Origin of the sequence: Epilithonimonas hispanica, from assembly GCF_003385395.1 — a bacterium.
Classification (GTDB): Bacteria; Bacteroidota; Bacteroidia; order Flavobacteriales; family Weeksellaceae; genus Epilithonimonas; species Epilithonimonas hispanica.
In genome coordinates, this window is record NZ_QNUG01000007.1 from 1 (window position 1) to 15,363 (window position 15,363).

Below are 15,363 nucleotides of genomic sequence, written 5' to 3' on the forward strand. Positions count from 1 at the left end.
TTGCCTCATCAGGATATTGCTCTACGAAATTGAGTAGGTTCATGATAACTATTTGATACTAAGTTACAAAATTTAGGTAATATATCGAGGATTCATTTATTTTATTTCCATTTGATATTACAACCTAAACTCGGTCTTTGGAATTCTTCTTGGTCAGCGCCTGCCAAAAGATTCTCGAAAGCAATAATCAAATCTTCTCCTGTAATTTCTTTCTGATTTCCCGGACGAGAGTCATCCATTTGTCCACGATAAATCAAACTTAGATTTTCATCGAAGAAATAAAAATCTGGTGTACAAGCCGCATCATAAGCTTTTGCAACATCTTGAGATTCGTCGTACAAATATGGGAATTTGATGTTTCTTTCATCTACAAAATCAACCATTAATTCAGGAGAATCTGCAGGATATCTATCCACATCATTAGAATTAATCCCAATAAACTCAATTCCTTGAGATTTGTAATCTTCGTATAATTCTTCCAATTTATCAATAATATGAAGAACAAACGGACAATGGTTACACATAAAAACAACCAAAGTTCCTTTCTTTCCTTTCAAAGATTCAAGGCTTTGTAATTCGTTATTCTTGGACGGATTAGGAAGTTTAAAATCCGGAGCTTTTGTTCCTAAAGCCAGCATATTCGAAGGTGTGTTTGACATCGTTATAATTTTTAATCTAATTTATTCAACAAAGATAATGCTTCTTGGAGAGAATTATCATAGTTGACCCAATTTACGTTTTCCAACTTTCTGTTCCACGTTGTTTGGCGTTTGGCATATCGTCTGGAATTTTTCTTAATCTCCGAAACTGCAAAATCCAAATCCCATTCTCCATCAAAATATCGAAACAGCTCCGAATAACCAACGGTTTGTAAAGCGACTTTCTCTCTGTCAGCAATCAAAGCTTTTGCTTCTTCCAACAAACCGTTTTCCATCATTTTATCAACTCGTAGATTAATTCTCTCGTAGATGATTTCTCTTGGTGCATTAATACCAATTCTGATGGTTTCAAAATCACGCTTTGCTTTTGGTGTACTAAGATTTTCGGTGTAAGTTTTTCCGGTTTGCCAAATGATATCAATCGCTCTCAATAATCGTCTGGAATTATCTTTATCAACTATAGAATAATATTCTGGGTCAAGTTCTTCAAGTAAATTTTGCAGAGGTTCAATGCCTTCGTTTTCAAAAATAGAAATGAGTTTTTTCTGATTGTCATCATCAGCTACAGGTAAATCATTCATTCCTTCAACAACCGCTTTTTCGTACATTCCACTTCCGCCAACCATTATTGCAACATCTTTTTTGGAGAATATTTCGTTCAATTTCTTTAGAGCTTCTTCTTCGTACAATCCAATCGAATAATAATCATTAATACTGATATTGCCTACAAAATGATGCTTCGCTTCTGCCAATTCTTCATCAGTTGGTGTTGCAGTTCCAATTTTCATTTCTTTATAAAACTGGCGCGAGTCGCAGGAAATAATTTCTGTATCGAGATGTTTTGCCAAATCGATTGCCAATCGGGTTTTCCCAATTCCTGTAGTTCCGACGATGGATATAAGACGTTTCAAAAAGTTAATTTTTGCAAATTTACAAAATGCGAAATTCTTCTAGCATTATATTTTATCGCAATGGCGCAAAATTGTCATCAATGAAACTTTTATAAGTCGCAAATCAAAAAAAATATAATAAAACGAACTATTAAAGGTTGCGACTTATAATATTAGAGCTTGTTTAAATTTATATCAGAAATTATTTTTAAACAGGCTCTTAAATTTAAAGAAAACATTTGCGCCTTTGCGATAAAATTCCTTGCAGGTTTAAAACAAATATTACTTATTTTTACAATCAGAATGGCATTAAAATTACCAAACTCCAAACTTCCTGATGTGAAAACGACGATTTTCACAGAAATGAGCTTATTAGCACAACAAGAAAACGCAGTCAATCTTTCTCAAGGATTTCCGGATTATCAGCCTGATGAAAATTTAATAAAATATCTCGGTGATTTTGCGAAACAAGGTTACAATCAATACGCACCTTTAGCAGGAGTCAAAGAACTTAGGGAAGCAATTTCAAAGAAATTCAATCTCCAATATCGCGTGGATTATCATCCGGATTCTGAAATTAATATAACAGCTGGAGCAACTCAAGGAATTTTCACGATTATCTCTGCATTTGTGGGAAAAGATGATGAAGTAATTATCTTTGAACCAGCTTACGACTGTTATGAACCTGCAATTATCTTGAATGGCGGAATTGTAAAAAACGTCAAAATGCTTTATCCTGATTATGAAATTAATTGGAATGAAGTTAAAAATCTGGTTTCCGAAAAAACCAAGATGATGATCATTAACAATCCGAATAATCCTTCCGGAAAAATCCTAAAACAGAAAGATATTGATGAACTCATCTCGATTGTAAAAAATACAGATATCATTATTTTGAGCGATGAAGTTTATGAAAGTATCACTTTCGATGAAAAACCTCATCTGACATTAGCCAAATATCCTGAACTGAAAGAAAGAACTTTTGTCGTTGGCTCTTTTGGGAAGCTACTACACATCACAGGTTGGAAAATCGGTTATGTTTGTGCGCCTTTGGATTTGATGACTGAGTTTAGGAAAGTTCATCAATTCAATGTGTTTTGTGTGAACACGCCTGCACAATTTGCAATTTCTAAATATTTGCAGAATATGGATGATTTCCAAACAATTTCAACATTTTTCCAAACAAAAAGAGATTATCTTAAAAATGCTTTAAAAGAAACACCTTTTCAATTATTAGATTGTGAAGGAACTTATTTTTTGTCCGCAAATTTTGGCGCAATTTCTGATAAGCAAGACAAGGATTTTTGCTATTGGATGACGAAAGAATATAAAGTCGCAACTATCCCGTTTTCTGCATTTTACAAAGATAAAACCGATGAAAAAGTGATTCGTTTTTGTTTTGCAAAAGAACAGGAAACTTTGGATAAAGCCATCGAAAAGTTATTAAAAATTAAAATATAATATGAAAAACCTAATCATCGCAGCTTCTTTATTAATAGGAGTTAGCGCATTTTCTCAAGCAAAATTAGATCCTGCAAAACTGAATTATTTTTCAGCTGATGCAAGTCCAATGGATGCATCATATTTTCCAATTCAAGTGACGTCTTCAAAGTCAGACGCTCCAAAAGTAAAAGTCGTTTATTCTCGCCCGCAGAAAAAAAACAGAGTTGTTTTTGGGAACTTGATTAAGTATGGAGAAATCTGGAGATTTGGAGCGAATGAAAATTCTGAAATCAAATTTTATACGCCAGTAGTAATCAGTGGAAAAGAAATTCCTGCTGGAACTTATAGTATTTTCGCTATTCCGTTTGAAAAAGAATGGACGATTGTTTTTAATTCTGAAATCGATAAATGGGGCGCTTATTTCTATGACAAAAGCAAAGATGTTGTGAGATTCAATGTTCCGGTTGAAAAAACTTCATCACCAATTGAATATTTTTCTGTGACTTTTGTACAGACAAAATCTGGAGCAGATTTGTACGCTGGATGGGATAATTCTCAGGTTAAATTCCCAATTGAGTTCAAGTAATTTCTCGAAAATTGTAATAAATGAAGCCTTATCAGATTTTGACAAGGCTTCTTCTTTTTAAAACTTGATTGAAAGTAACTCTTCAAAGTTTTGAATTTCGATTTTAGGATTTTCAACTGTTCCAAAACCGTAATTGGCAAATATAAAATCAACACCAGCTTTTTCAGAAGATTCTTTGTCCCAAATTGTATCGCCAACATAAACCGGATTTTGAAGATTATTTCGCTCGACAATCAATCTAATATTTTTATCTTTGGGTAAACCGGCATTTCCGTAACATTCAAAATCCTCAAATAAATCTTTAAAACTAAAAAACTCGATAAAGTTTTCTATATAACCTTTCATACAATTGCTGACGATAAAAAGTCTGTAATTTTTATTTAATTGTTCTAAAGTTTCTTTGACTTTGGGAAACAATTCACCTCCAAATTCCTTAAGATAATCGCTTTCTTTTTTTGCATAAATCTTTTCAAACTCCTGCAATTTTTCTTTTGGAATAAAACTGAAATACTGAGCAAAAATGTCATCCATTTTCATCCCAGAAAAATCTCTGACGGTTTGTGAAGTGATTTCAATATCAAATCCAATGTCTTTTATACTTTCATTAAAAGCTTTGGAAACTGTTTCGGAAGCATTCCAAAGTGTTCCGTCTAGGTCAAAAATAATACTGTCTCTCTCTTTCATTATAAAACTTTTTCTCCATTAATATAAACTTGATTGGGCAAAAGACTTCCTTGATGATAAAGAATATTTTGGAAATTATCGGTATTGTAAGTTATAAAATCTGCTTTTTTACCTTCAGCTAAAATCCCTCTATCTTCTAAATCCAAAGCAAACGCCGCTCTAAAAGTAATTGCAGATAACACTTCCGCCGTTGTCAACTTCTGATAAGTTGCTAAAATCGAAGCTTGAGTTACGAGATTGCCCATTGGTGCAGAACCGGGATTCCAGTCGGTTGCGATGGCAAGAATTCCGCCTTTGTCAAGGATTTTTCTAGCGGGAGAAAATGGTTCACCAAGACCTAAACTTGCACCGGGTAAAGCAATTGCAACTGTATTTGAATTAGCTAAAAACTCAATATCTTCATCAATTGTTGCTTCCAGATGGTCAGCAGATTTTGCGCCAACTTCAACCGCAATTCTAGAACTCCCTGCCGAAAATTGATCTGCGTGAACTGTAATTTGAAAACCCAATTCTTTCGCTTTTTCAAGAAACACTTTACTTTCTTCAGGTTGAAAAGCTGATTTTTCGATAAAGATATCAACTCGATTTGCGAGGTTTTCTTCTTTTACTTTTGGTAGAATTTCATCCAAAATATAATTGAGATATTCCTCGGAAGTACCTTCAAAATCTTTTGGTTTGAGATGGGCAGAAAGACAAGTGGGAACTAAGGTTACTTTAGTTTTTGCCTGAGCTTTTTTGATAGCTCGCAACATTTTGAGTTCCTCTTCAACATTTAATCCATAACCACTTTTTATTTCAATCGTCGTAATACCTTGTTTGATAAGTTGATTAACTCTTTTAAGAATTCCTTCAACTAATTCTTCTTCAGAAGAGGCTCTTGTATGTTTTACAGAACTCCAGATTCCACCACCGGATTCTGCAATTTCGAGATAAGTTTTACCTGCATTTCTCATTGCAAAATCATTAGAACGATTTCCTCCAAAACAAATATGCGTATGTGCATCCACAAAAGCTGGAATTGCAATTTGCTCACCTTTAATAAAATCAATTTCTGAATCTGGAAATTGCTGTTTTAAAGAATCAAAATCGCTGACTTCTAAAATTTTTCCATTTTCAGTGAGAATTCCGCCATTGGAAATGATTTCTAAAGATTCGTCTTGTAGTTTTCCTTTTAATGGAAGATTATTGAGAGTTACTATTTGTGTGAAAGGACCAGTTAAGTTCATATTAAATCTTATGCTGTAAAAATAACGATAACTTTATATTTTCTATCTATTATAAATTGTACTTTTATAAAAATTTTAAAAACCTATGAAAATAATTATTGCAAATATTGCTATTATATTAAGCACTTCATTTTTTAATGCACAGCAGAATTACAAAATGTTTACCGGTCCTCTTGCTTCAATCAATAAAGATTATGAAAAAGCTGGACATAATGTAATAGGCACCCCTTATTTCAACCTTAATTTTCTTTCCGCAACAATTGGAGAGTCACAGGATTCTTTACCAATTCGTTATGATGCTTATATAGATCAAGTTGAAACTCTCGTTGACGATAAAGTATATGAACTTCCAAAAAATGAAAAATTTGCAACGTTAAAATTTAAAGGATCAAATATCACTATTGTTTATTTAAAAGAAGACAATGGTTATTTTTTTCGATTAGTTGATGGCAAAAATCAATTATTAAAAAAAGAAAAAGTGAAAGTTGAAGTAGTTAAACCTTCAATTGAACCTAACTCTACAATAAAGGACGGTTATTCTAAATTTGAAAGAGTAAATCCTACATACTTTATTAAAACTGAAAAAAATTTAATTAAGATCCCAAAAAATGAGAAGGAATTGATGAGTTATTTTCCTGAACAAAAGAATGAAATTGAAAATTTTATTAAAACAAATAAAATTAAAATAAAGCAAGAAGAATCAATGATTAAATTAGTTAAGTTCTTAAATAGTCTTTAATTTCATTAAACATAAAAAAGAGATGCAAATCACACCTCTTTTTGTCTTAAAAAACTTCTCTTCCGATCTTGAGAATATTATCACTTTTTCCCATCGAATAAAAATGCAGAACCGGAATTCCAAAATCCAAAAGTTCTTTACTTTGGTTAATTGCCCATTCGATTCCAACTTCACGGACATCATTATTGGTTTTGCATTTCAAAACTTCATTGATTAATGCTTCTGGTAAATCGATTTTGAAAACCTGTGGCAACATTTGCAAATGGGTTTTGGTTGCAATCGGTTTGATTCCCGGAATAATCGGAACATCAATCCCAATTTCTCTGGCTTGTTTCACGAAATCAAAGAACTTTTGATTGTCGAAAAACATTTGGGTCACGATATAATCTGCGCCAGCTTCTACTTTTTTCTTCAACATTTGAAGGTCATAATTCATAGAAGGTGCTTCGATATGTTTCTCGGGATACCCTGCAACGCCAATGCAAAAACTGTTGTCAATGTCCGACTCTATCTTACCGTGCAGATATTCTCCGATTCCCAAATCGTGAATCTGCTTTACCAAATCCGAAGCATATTTGTGTCCGCCAACAGAAGGTTCAAAATATTTTTCGCCTTTCATTGCATCACCTCGTAAAGCAACTATATTATTGATTCCCAAATACATACAATCCACCAAAAGATATTCGGTTTCTTCTTTGGTAAATCCTCCACAAAGAACGTGTGGAACGGTATCAACATTATATTTGTTCTGAATCGCCGAACAAATCCCCAACGTTCCGGGACGCATTCTTGTGATTTTTCGCTCCATCAAACCGTTTCCTCTTTCCAGAAAAATGTACTCTTCTCGAGAAGTTGTAACATCAATAAATGGCGGTTTGAACTCCATCAACGGGTCGATGTTCTTATATAAATCCGCAATTCCAACACCTTTTTGTGGCGGAACAATTTCAAAAGAGAAAAGCGTTTTGCCATTGGCGTTTTTTATATGGTCAGTAATTTTCATTTTAAATTTTTTAGTTGTTTGTTGTCAGTTGTTTGTTGTCGGATTTTTAGTCGATGGAAAATCAACCGACAACCATCAACCATCAACTAAATTCGGAGCTAACCATTTTCTAGCATAATCCAATTCAACATCTTTTCTTTCAGCGAAATCTTTCAATTGGTCTTCATCGATTTTTCCAACTCCGAAATATTTTGATTTTTCATTTCCAAAATAATAACCAGAAACCGCCGCTGTTGGCCACATTGCGAGGCTTTCGGTTAAAGTCACTCCAATTTTTTCATCCACTTTAAGCAAATCCCAAATTGTCAGCTTTTCCAAATGGTCAGGACAAGCAGGATAACCTGGAGCGGGACGAATCCCGAGATATTTTTCTTTAATTAATTCTTCGTTATCTAGAGTTTCATTTTCGGAATAAGCCCAATATTCGGTTCTGACTTTTTTGTGAAGATATTCGGCGAAGGCTTCTGCAAAACGGTCTGCCAAAGCTTTTACCATAATGGCATTGTAATCGTCATTCTGGTCTTCATATTCCTTTGCCAATTCATCTGCTCCGAAACCTGTACAGACACAGAAAGTTCCGATATAATCCTGTTTTCCGGAATTTTCAGGCGCAATAAAATCACTTAACGCAAAATACTCTTTCCCTTCTGATTTTTTATGTTGCTGACGCAAAGTTCTGAAAGTCGAAATCACATTATGATTGTCATCAAAAACTAAAATATCATCCTGTTCATTCGCATTCGCTGGGAAAATCCCAAAAATACCTTTCGCTTTGAAACTTTTTTCTTTTAGGATTTTCTTGAGCATTATTTTAGCTTCGTTGAACAAAATCGTTGCCTGTTCTCCAACCACATTATCTGTCAAAATATCAGGAAATTTCCCGAACAATTGCCAACTTCTGAAAAACGGAGACCAGTCGATAAACTCTACCAATTCATCCAAATTTTGGTCTTCAATAATGGTAATTCCTAATTTTTTAGGTGTTGGTATCAATTCATTTTCCCAATCGATTTTGAATTTTTTCTCACGTGCTTCTGCAATCGGAACATATTCTTTATCAACTTGACGATTTAGGAATTTTTCACGGAATTCATCATAATCTTTTCTGATTTCCAAAGCATAAGCATTGGATTTGTCGTGATTTAATAACGCACTGACCACCCCAACCGCTCTGGAAGCGTCATTCACATGAACAACCGTGTTGGAGTATTTTGGTGAAATTTTAACTGCTGTGTGCGCTTTGGAAGTTGTTGCGCCGCCAATCAACAAAGGAAAATCAAGGTTTTTGCGTTCCAGTTCATCAGCAATATGAACCATCTCGTCCAGACTTGGTGTAATCAATCCGCTTAATCCAATCACATCTACCTTCTCATCAATCGCGGTCTGAATAATTTTTTCTGCGGGAACCATCACGCCCAAATCCACAATTTCGTAATTATTACAACCCAAAACTACGCTCACAATATTTTTTCCGATATCATGAACATCACCTTTTACAGTTGCCATTAGAATTTTTCCGTTGGACTTTTGAGTCTGGTCTTTTTCCGCTTCAATGAAAGGCTGAAGATAAGCTACCGCTTTTTTCATTACTCTCGCCGATTTTACAACCTGAGGCAAAAACATTTTTCCGCTTCCAAAAAGGTCGCCCACCACGCCCATTCCTGTCATTAGATTAATTTCTATAACATCCAAAGGACGTTTAGATGTTTTTCTCGCTTCTTCTGCATCTTCTTCGATAAAACGGTCAATTCCTTTAACCAAAGCGTACGTGATTCTCGTTTGCAAGTCCTGCTCTCTCCAACTTAGGTCCTCAACTTTTTCTTTTTTGGTTGATTTATGTTTTTCGGAATAATCCAGAAGTTTTTCTGTAGAATCCTCTTTCCTGTCGAGCATTACATCTTCCACCAGTTCCAGCAGATCTTTGGGGATTTCGTCATAAACTTCAAGCATTGTCGGATTTACAATTCCCATATTCATCCCAGCTTTTATGGCGTGGTAAAGGAAAACAGAGTGCATCGCTTCTCTCACAGAATCATTTCCGCGGAACGAAAACGAAACGTTGGAAACACCGCCACTTACGGAAGCATTTGGAAGATTGGTACGAACCCAGCGTGTCGCTTCGATAAAATCAATGGCATTTTTTCTATGCTCGTCCATTCCCGTTGCAACAGGAAAAATATTAAGGTCAAAAATAATATCTTCGGAAGGAAAGCCTACTTGGTTCACCAAAATATCATAAGATCTTTTGGAAATCTCAATTCTTCTTTCATAATTATCGGCTTGTCCAACTTCATCAAAAGCCATCACGATCACGGCGGCGCCATATCTTTTGATGGCTTTGGCTTGTTTGATGAACTCGTCCTCGCCACCTTTCAAACTAATGGAATTCACGACAGGTTTTCCTTGAACAACTTGTAATCCAGCTTCCAGAATTTCCCATTTTGAAGAATCAATCATAATTGGGATTCTTGCAATATCCGGCTCTGAAGCAATAAGATTAAGGAATTTAACCATTGCATATTTTCCGTCCAAAAGTCCGTCGTCCATATTGACGTCGAGAATCTGAGCGCCGCCTTCCACCTGATTTCTGGCAATATCGAGTGCTTCGGAATATTTTTTTTCTTTAATTAATCGAAGAAATTTTTTGGAACCAGCAACGTTGGTTCTCTCTCCAACATTGATAAAGTTGGATTCGGGGGTTATAATTAAAGGCTCAAGGCCTGATAATTTCAGATATTTGGTTGTCGGTTGTCGGTTGTCGGTTGTTGGATTTATCTTAATTTCCATTGTTTAAGTTTTTATAATAATTGATAAATCCATTCAATAATTTTTTGCAAATTAAAACCTGATTTGCCATTTCATTAAATTCAATTTCTTTAATATAATTTAGGTCTAAAGAAATGTATAATTGAGTTTCCAATTCAAATAAAGAGCCTTTTGCAATATGTAAAAACTGCAAAGTATCTTTTGATGTTCTTCTTCCACAACCTTCTGCAATATTAGAAGGGATTGAGACCGCACTTCTTCTTATTTGATTTGTAAGTCCGAAAAGTTCTTCTTTTGGAAATGACTTGGTTTTTCCATAAACCATATTTGTTAATTTTTTTGCTTCGTTCCAGACTTCCAGATTTGTGTATTCCATAAATTAAATTTAAATCCGACAACCATCAACTAACAACCGACAACTTTCTTGGCTTGTAATTTTTTGCCAAATCAGCAATCGCTTTGATATGGTCTGGCGTTGTTCCGCAACAACCTCCGATAATATTGATTAAACCTTTGTCCACATATTCTTTGATTTGCTCCGCCATTTGTTCGGCCGTTTCGTCGTACTGACCGAAAGCGTTTGGTAAACCAGCATTTGGATAAGCTGAGATTCCGAAATCTGTGTGATTGGCAAGAATTTCCAGATAAGGTGTCAATTGTTTTGCACCCAAAGCGCAATTGAAACCAACACTTATCAAATCCATATGCGAAACCGAAATCAAAAATGCATCGGCAGTTTGTCCGCTCAAAGTTCTTCCGGAAGCATCGGTAATGGTTCCAGAAACCATAATTGGAATCGTGATATTTCTTTCTTCTCTTATTTCGTCAATAGCAAACAATGCCGCTTTTGCATTCAAAGTGTCGAAAATTGTTTCAACCAAAAGAATGTCCGAGCCTCCGTCTAGCAAAGCTTCAGCTTGCTGTTTGTAAGCAATTCTGAGTTCATCAAAAGTAATCGCTCTGTAACCTGGATCATTGACATCTGGACTTAGACTCGCTGTTCTATTAGTTGGTCCGATTGAACCGGCAACAAATCTTGGCTTATTAGGATTTTGCGCTGTAAATTCATCACAGACTTTTTTGGCGATTTTGGCCGATTCGTAATTGAGTTCGTAAACCAAATCTTCCATATGATAATCCGCCATTGCAATGGTCGTTCCGGAAAATGTATTGGTTTCAATAATATCCGCACCCGCCAAAAGATATTTTCTGTGAATTTCTTCAATGGCTTCTGGTTGAGTCAAAGACAACAAATCGTTGTTTCCCTTGAGCGGAGATTCCCAATCTTTGAATCGTTCACCTCGGTAATCTTCTTCGGTAAAATTGTAGCGCTGAATCATTGTTCCCATTGCGCCGTCGAGAATGAGAATGCGTTCGCCCAATGCTTTATATAATTGTTCTGAATTTTTCATAATTCATTTCTTTTTCTAATGTCCCATCGGTTTTACCGACGGCTACTGATATTGAATCTTTCGGATTCTTCTTTTTTTTTCGTTGATTGGAAGATAAAACTTCAACATAGCCCCGATGGTAGCGGCATCCTTTTTTGTTTTTTTGGATTCTTCGACAAGCTCAGAATGACAAATGTTGTAAAAAAACAAAAAAGATATAGCGGACAGCGGGTTGGGATCTTGTTTCGGAGCTGAAAACTTGTTGCTCCTTCCTTCGACTCCGCTCAGGATGACATTAATCCAAAGCTTGTTTCAAATCGCCCAAAATATCATCAATATTCTCCAAACCAACGGAACATCTCACGAGTCCAGCGGTAATCCCAACCTCGTTTCGCTCGTTGTCGGAAAGCTTGGAATGCGTTGTGGAAGCAGGATGCGTAACAATCGTCCTCGTATCTCCCAAGTTTGCAGAGAGAGAACACATCTTGATTCTGTTTAGGAAATTTCGTCCGCCTTCGATTCCTCCTTTGATTTCAAAAGCCACGATGTTTCCGCCTAATTTCATTTGTTTTTTAGCGATTTCGTAACTTGGATGGGATTTTAGGAATGGATATTTTACTAATTCTACATTCGGATGATTTTCTAGAAATTCTGCAACTTTAAGTGCATTTTCGCAATGTTTTTCTACACGAATCGCCAAAGTCTCCAAACTTTTGCTCAAAACCCAAGCGTTGAAAGGTGACATCGCTGGACCTGTGTTTCTTGCAAACAAATAAATTTCACGAATTAAATCTGCTTTTCCAACAGCAACGCCACCCAAAACTCGACCTTGACCGTCAATCAGTTTTGTTGCTGAATGTACCACGATATCTGCTCCATATTTAATAGGTTGTTGCAAATAAGGCGTTGCGAAACAGTTATCGACAATGAAAATCAAGTTGTGTTTTTTAGCAATCTGACCAAAAAATTCCAAATCTAACACTTCAATTGCCGGATTAGTTGGTGTTTCCAAGTACAAGATTTTTGTATTTGGTTTGATGTATTGTTCTACATTTTCAGCATCTTCTGCCTTGAAATACGTTGTTTCGATATTCCATTTCGGGAAATATTTGGTGAACAGCGTATGCGTAGAACCGAAAACCGACTGGCAGCTGACAATATGGTCGCCGGCGCTCAGCAGCGCAGCAAATGTGGAATAAATTGCCGCCATTCCCGTTGCAAAAGCGTAACCGGATTCTGCACCTTCCATTTTCGTGATTTTGTCGACGAATTCTGTGACGTTCGGATTGCTGAAGCGGCTGTAGAGATTTTTGTCTTTCTCTTCCGCAAAGCTGGCGCGCATATCTTCCGCATCTTCGAAAACGAAGCTGGATGTGAGATATAACGGCGTAGAATGCTCATCAAACTGAGTTCTTTCGGTTTGAGTTCTTATGGCTAGGGTTTCGAAATTTTCACTCATATTATTATCATTAGTACTTTGTACAAAATTTACTTAGTTTCACTTAATCTTAAAATATCTCCGAAAACGCCTCTTGCGGTTACTTTTGCTCCGGCTCCGGCTCCCATAATTACGATTGGATTTTCTCCGTAACTTTCTGTATAGATTTCGAAAATTGAATCGGAACCTTTTAGTTGTCCTAAAGCTGAATTGGCTGGAACGGAAATTAATTTCACATCCAATTCTCCTTTTTCTTTTTGCAAGTCTCCGTGCAAATCTCCGACGTATCTTAAAACGTAGCCTGACTCTTGGTTTTCTTTAATTTTTTGATATTCGTCGTCTAATTCTTCCAATCTTGAAAGGAATTCTTCTTTTGAAACAGACAACAAACTTTCCGGAACAAGATTCTGAATATTAATATCTTCAAATTCATTAATCAAATCAAGTTCTCTTGCTAAAATCAACAATTTTCTCGCAACATCATTTCCTGATAAATCTTCGCGCGGATCCGGCTCTGTGTAACCTTTTTCCAAAGCTTCATTGATAATGGTTGAAAATTTGTCATTACGAAGCGAAAAATTATTGAAAACATAACTCAATGTTCCTGAGAAAACACCTTTGATTCTCGTGATATTTTCGCCAGAAAGATGTAATAATTTAATAGTATCAATTAAAGGCAAACCTGCACCAACATTAGTTTCATAAAGGTATTTCTTCTTGTTTTTTTCTAATAATTTTCTGAAACTGCGGTATTCAGAAATTGGTAAAGTATTGTAGATTTTGTTAGAACCAACGATATCAAATCCGTTCTCCACAAATAGAGGATAATTTTTCACAAAGTCTTTGCTTGCTGTGTTATCCACCATTACAAGATTTTCCAAATGATGTTCATTGGCAAAATCCACCAAAGATTTTACACTCGATTCTGTTGTAGAATATTTGATTTTTTGTCTCCAATCGCTTCCGAAACCAGCTTTGTTAAATGCAATTTTTCTTGAATTTGCAATCGCAACGATTTTCAAATCGAATCTTTTACGATTCAGAATATCATAAGCTGAATCCAAAATCTGCTCAACCAAAGTTCCACCAACATTTCCGTGACCAATCAAAGCCAGATGAACTGTTTTTGGCTTTCCGTAGATTTCAGTTTCGATGATGTTTTTTGTGATTTCGGTTTGATTTCCTGTTACAACAATATTCACTCTTCCCGCAGAAGCGATTTGACTTAGCAACAAAGGATAAATCTTATTTCTCTGAAGCTCCGACAAAATCTTATTATAATTATCAGAAACAAACCCGATAACGCTTAGATTTTCAACACTATAAATACTACTTACGTGTCCTATTTTTTTCTCTTTTTCAAATTCTTTATTCAGAAAATCAACTGCATCTGAAGCGTCATTCTCATCCACAAGAACAGAAATTCCGTTTTCAATCGCTTGTTGGGAAATTACTCCAACGCTGATTCCTCCTCCATTCAAAGCCTGAAAAATACGTGAATCCACGCCAATCTGTCCAAGAAAATCCTTCCCTTCGAAATTCACCAAAGCTTTATTTCTATAAATATTAATTGTGTTCTTGTCTGTCATCAGTTCAAAAAATTGGTTTTAAAATTGTGTTCAGTTGCTCATACTCCATTAGGAAAGCATCGTGTCCGTGGATAGAATTAATCTCGTGGTACTGAACGTTTTTGTTTTTATTTTGTAAAAAATGGTAAGTATTTTTGATTTCAAACGCTGGATAAAAAAGGTCTGAATCTACCGACACCAAATGAATCTCTGCTTTGATGTTTTCCAATTCATTTTCCTTTCCGTTGATGTTCATCAGAAGATGATTAACGAGTTTGTAAGCTTTTAAACTAAATCTTTCGTTTAATCGTTTTCCGTGGAAGTTGAGCCAGTCGTGAGATTTCAAAATTTGTTTTTCAGAATCGAATTCTCTATTGAATCTTAAGTTAAGAGATTCCGGGGTTCTGTAACACAACATTGCGTGAACTCTGGCTTTTTCAAGAGGTTTTTTTTCCGATTCCAAAAGAAATTTCTGAACCAGACATTGAGAATGTAACCAATCCGATGTTTTGAAATCTGTTGCAATCGGGATGAATTTTTCTGCTAAATTATTTTGCAAAGTCAACATTTCCCAACCGATAGAACCGCCAACAGAACCGCCAACTAAAGCGAATAGTTTCTCGATTTTAAGTTTTTTCAACCCTTCAATAAAAATTGATGCAATATCTTGAACTGTAAAATCTTCATAATTATCAATAAAAAATCCGTCAAAACCATTTCCGGGAATATTAAAACAAACAATTGTAAATCGATTGGTATCAATTATTTTCCCATCTCCAACCAAAGATTTCCACCAGCCGTTTTCTCCAGCAACATCTGAATTTCCCGTCAAAGCGTGATTGATTAAAACAATCGGAGCCGAATACAGTTCTTTTCCAAAAAGCTGATAGCTTAATGGAATGTCGAGAACTTTTCCGTTCTGAGTCGTGAAGTTATTAAGGTTGATATGTTGTAGCTCGTTTTTCAATTT

At 35.4% G+C, this 15,363-nt stretch carries 14 protein-coding genes; 3 read left to right on the forward strand and 11 right to left on the reverse strand.

What is annotated here, in order from left to right; all coding sequences use genetic code 11:
* Nucleotides 1-101: 101 nt before the first annotated feature.
* Nucleotides 102-659 carry a thioredoxin family protein gene (locus DRF58_RS04170; RefSeq protein WP_116033228.1) on the reverse strand — a complete coding sequence of 186 codons (558 nt, stop codon included), beginning with the start codon at nt 657-659 and terminating at the stop codon, nt 102-104.
* 11 nt (nt 660-670) lie between these two features.
* Nucleotides 671-1,570, reverse strand: coding sequence for a tRNA (adenosine(37)-N6)-dimethylallyltransferase MiaA (gene miaA / locus DRF58_RS04175; RefSeq protein WP_116033230.1), 900 nt, complete (start codon nt 1,568-1,570; stop codon nt 671-673).
* Nucleotides 1,571-1,852: 282 nt separating this feature from the next.
* On the opposite strand from miaA, the gene DRF58_RS04180 reads away from it, so the two are divergent.
* Together DRF58_RS04180 and DRF58_RS04185 are read left to right on the forward strand one after the other, a co-directional pair.
* Nucleotides 1,853-3,010, forward strand: coding sequence for a methionine aminotransferase (locus DRF58_RS04180; protein WP_116033451.1), 1,158 nt, complete (start codon nt 1,853-1,855; stop codon nt 3,008-3,010).
* 1 nt (nt 3,011) lies between these two features.
* Nucleotides 3,012-3,578 (forward strand): DUF2911 domain-containing protein, encoded by a 567-nt coding sequence (locus DRF58_RS04185; RefSeq protein WP_116033233.1) that lies wholly within the window; start codon nt 3,012-3,014, stop codon nt 3,576-3,578.
* A 57-nt stretch (nt 3,579-3,635) separates the two neighbouring features.
* On the opposite strand, the gene DRF58_RS04190 is transcribed toward DRF58_RS04185, so the two are convergent.
* Nucleotides 3,636-4,262 carry an HAD family hydrolase gene (locus DRF58_RS04190; protein WP_116033235.1) on the reverse strand — a complete coding sequence of 209 codons (627 nt, stop codon included), beginning with the start codon at nt 4,260-4,262 and terminating at the stop codon, nt 3,636-3,638.
* A complete protein-coding gene (gene hutI, locus DRF58_RS04195) occupies nt 4,262-5,488 on the reverse strand; it encodes an imidazolonepropionase (protein ID WP_116033238.1) in 1,227 nt (408 codons plus the stop codon). Before hutI ends, DRF58_RS04190 begins: the two co-directional genes overlap by 1 nt.
* An 85-nt stretch (nt 5,489-5,573) precedes the next feature.
* Here hutI and DRF58_RS04200 point away from each other — a divergent pair, with 85 nt between their 5' ends.
* Nucleotides 5,574-6,227 carry a hypothetical protein gene (locus tag DRF58_RS04200; RefSeq protein WP_116033241.1) on the forward strand — a complete coding sequence of 218 codons (654 nt, stop codon included), beginning with the start codon at nt 5,574-5,576 and terminating at the stop codon, nt 6,225-6,227.
* Between the two features lie 46 nt (nt 6,228-6,273).
* Here the strand turns inward: DRF58_RS04200 and metF are convergent, their stop codons facing one another.
* The 7 genes from metF to DRF58_RS04235 all read right to left on the reverse strand — a co-directional run bounded on the left by metF (nt 6,274) and on the right by DRF58_RS04235 (nt 15,360).
* Entirely contained in the window at nt 6,274-7,230 is a 957-nt protein-coding gene (metF, locus tag DRF58_RS04205) for a methylenetetrahydrofolate reductase [NAD(P)H] (RefSeq protein ID WP_116033243.1), read from the reverse strand.
* Between the two features lie 75 nt (nt 7,231-7,305).
* Nucleotides 7,306-10,017 carry a methionine synthase gene (metH, locus tag DRF58_RS04210; protein ID WP_116033246.1) on the reverse strand — a complete coding sequence of 904 codons (2,712 nt, stop codon included), beginning with the start codon at nt 10,015-10,017 and terminating at the stop codon, nt 7,306-7,308.
* Nucleotides 10,007-10,372, reverse strand: a complete 366-nt coding sequence (locus tag DRF58_RS04215) for a four helix bundle protein (RefSeq protein ID WP_116033249.1) — start codon at nt 10,370-10,372, stop codon at nt 10,007-10,009. The genes metH and DRF58_RS04215 overlap by 11 nt, the downstream gene beginning before the upstream one ends.
* Before the next feature lie 25 nt (nt 10,373-10,397).
* The gene (locus DRF58_RS04220; RefSeq protein ID WP_116033252.1) at nt 10,398-11,408 is read right to left on the reverse strand and encodes a homocysteine S-methyltransferase family protein; all 1,011 of its coding nucleotides are present in this window, start codon (nt 11,406-11,408) and stop codon (nt 10,398-10,400) included.
* A gap of 274 nt (nt 11,409-11,682) precedes the next feature.
* A complete protein-coding gene (locus DRF58_RS04225) occupies nt 11,683-12,846 on the reverse strand; it encodes an O-succinylhomoserine sulfhydrylase (protein WP_116033254.1) in 1,164 nt (387 codons plus the stop codon).
* Nucleotides 12,847-12,875: 29 nt separating this feature from the next.
* Nucleotides 12,876-14,414 carry an ACT domain-containing protein gene (locus tag DRF58_RS04230; protein ID WP_116033257.1) on the reverse strand — a complete coding sequence of 513 codons (1,539 nt, stop codon included), beginning with the start codon at nt 14,412-14,414 and terminating at the stop codon, nt 12,876-12,878.
* A gap of 4 nt (nt 14,415-14,418) precedes the next feature.
* Nucleotides 14,419-15,360: an alpha/beta fold hydrolase gene (locus tag DRF58_RS04235; RefSeq protein WP_116033260.1), complete on the reverse strand. Its 942-nt coding sequence runs from the start codon at nt 15,358-15,360 to the stop codon at nt 14,419-14,421.
* Nucleotides 15,361-15,363 lie beyond the last annotated feature (3 nt).

Excerpts from the sequence above, each read along its gene's own strand:
- DRF58_RS04190 (WP_116033235.1), bottom strand. The coding sequence starts at position 4,262 with ATGAAAGAGAGAGACAGTATTATTTTTGACCTAGACGGAACACTTTGG.
- DRF58_RS04230 (WP_116033257.1), bottom strand. The coding sequence starts at position 14,414 with ATGACAGACAAGAACACAATTAATATTTATAGAAATAAAGCTTTGGTG.
- DRF58_RS04170 (WP_116033228.1), bottom strand. The coding sequence starts at position 659 with ATGTCAAACACACCTTCGAATATGCTGGCTTTAGGAACAAAAGCTCCG.
- DRF58_RS04185 (WP_116033233.1), top strand. The coding sequence starts at position 3,012 with ATGAAAAACCTAATCATCGCAGCTTCTTTATTAATAGGAGTTAGCGCA.
- DRF58_RS04200 (WP_116033241.1), top strand. The coding sequence starts at position 5,574 with ATGAAAATAATTATTGCAAATATTGCTATTATATTAAGCACTTCATTT.
- hutI (WP_116033238.1), bottom strand. The coding sequence starts at position 5,488 with ATGAACTTAACTGGTCCTTTCACACAAATAGTAACTCTCAATAATCTT.
- DRF58_RS04220 (WP_116033252.1), bottom strand. The coding sequence starts at position 11,408 with ATGAAAAATTCAGAACAATTATATAAAGCATTGGGCGAACGCATTCTC.
- metH (WP_116033246.1), bottom strand. The coding sequence starts at position 10,017 with ATGGAAATTAAGATAAATCCAACAACCGACAACCGACAACCGACAACC.
- metF (WP_116033243.1), bottom strand. The coding sequence starts at position 7,230 with ATGAAAATTACTGACCATATAAAAAACGCCAATGGCAAAACGCTTTTC.
- DRF58_RS04180 (WP_116033451.1), top strand. The coding sequence starts at position 1,853 with ATGGCATTAAAATTACCAAACTCCAAACTTCCTGATGTGAAAACGACG.
- DRF58_RS04225 (WP_116033254.1), bottom strand. The coding sequence starts at position 12,846 with ATGAGTGAAAATTTCGAAACCCTAGCCATAAGAACTCAAACCGAAAGA.
- DRF58_RS04215 (WP_116033249.1), bottom strand. The coding sequence starts at position 10,372 with ATGGAATACACAAATCTGGAAGTCTGGAACGAAGCAAAAAAATTAACA.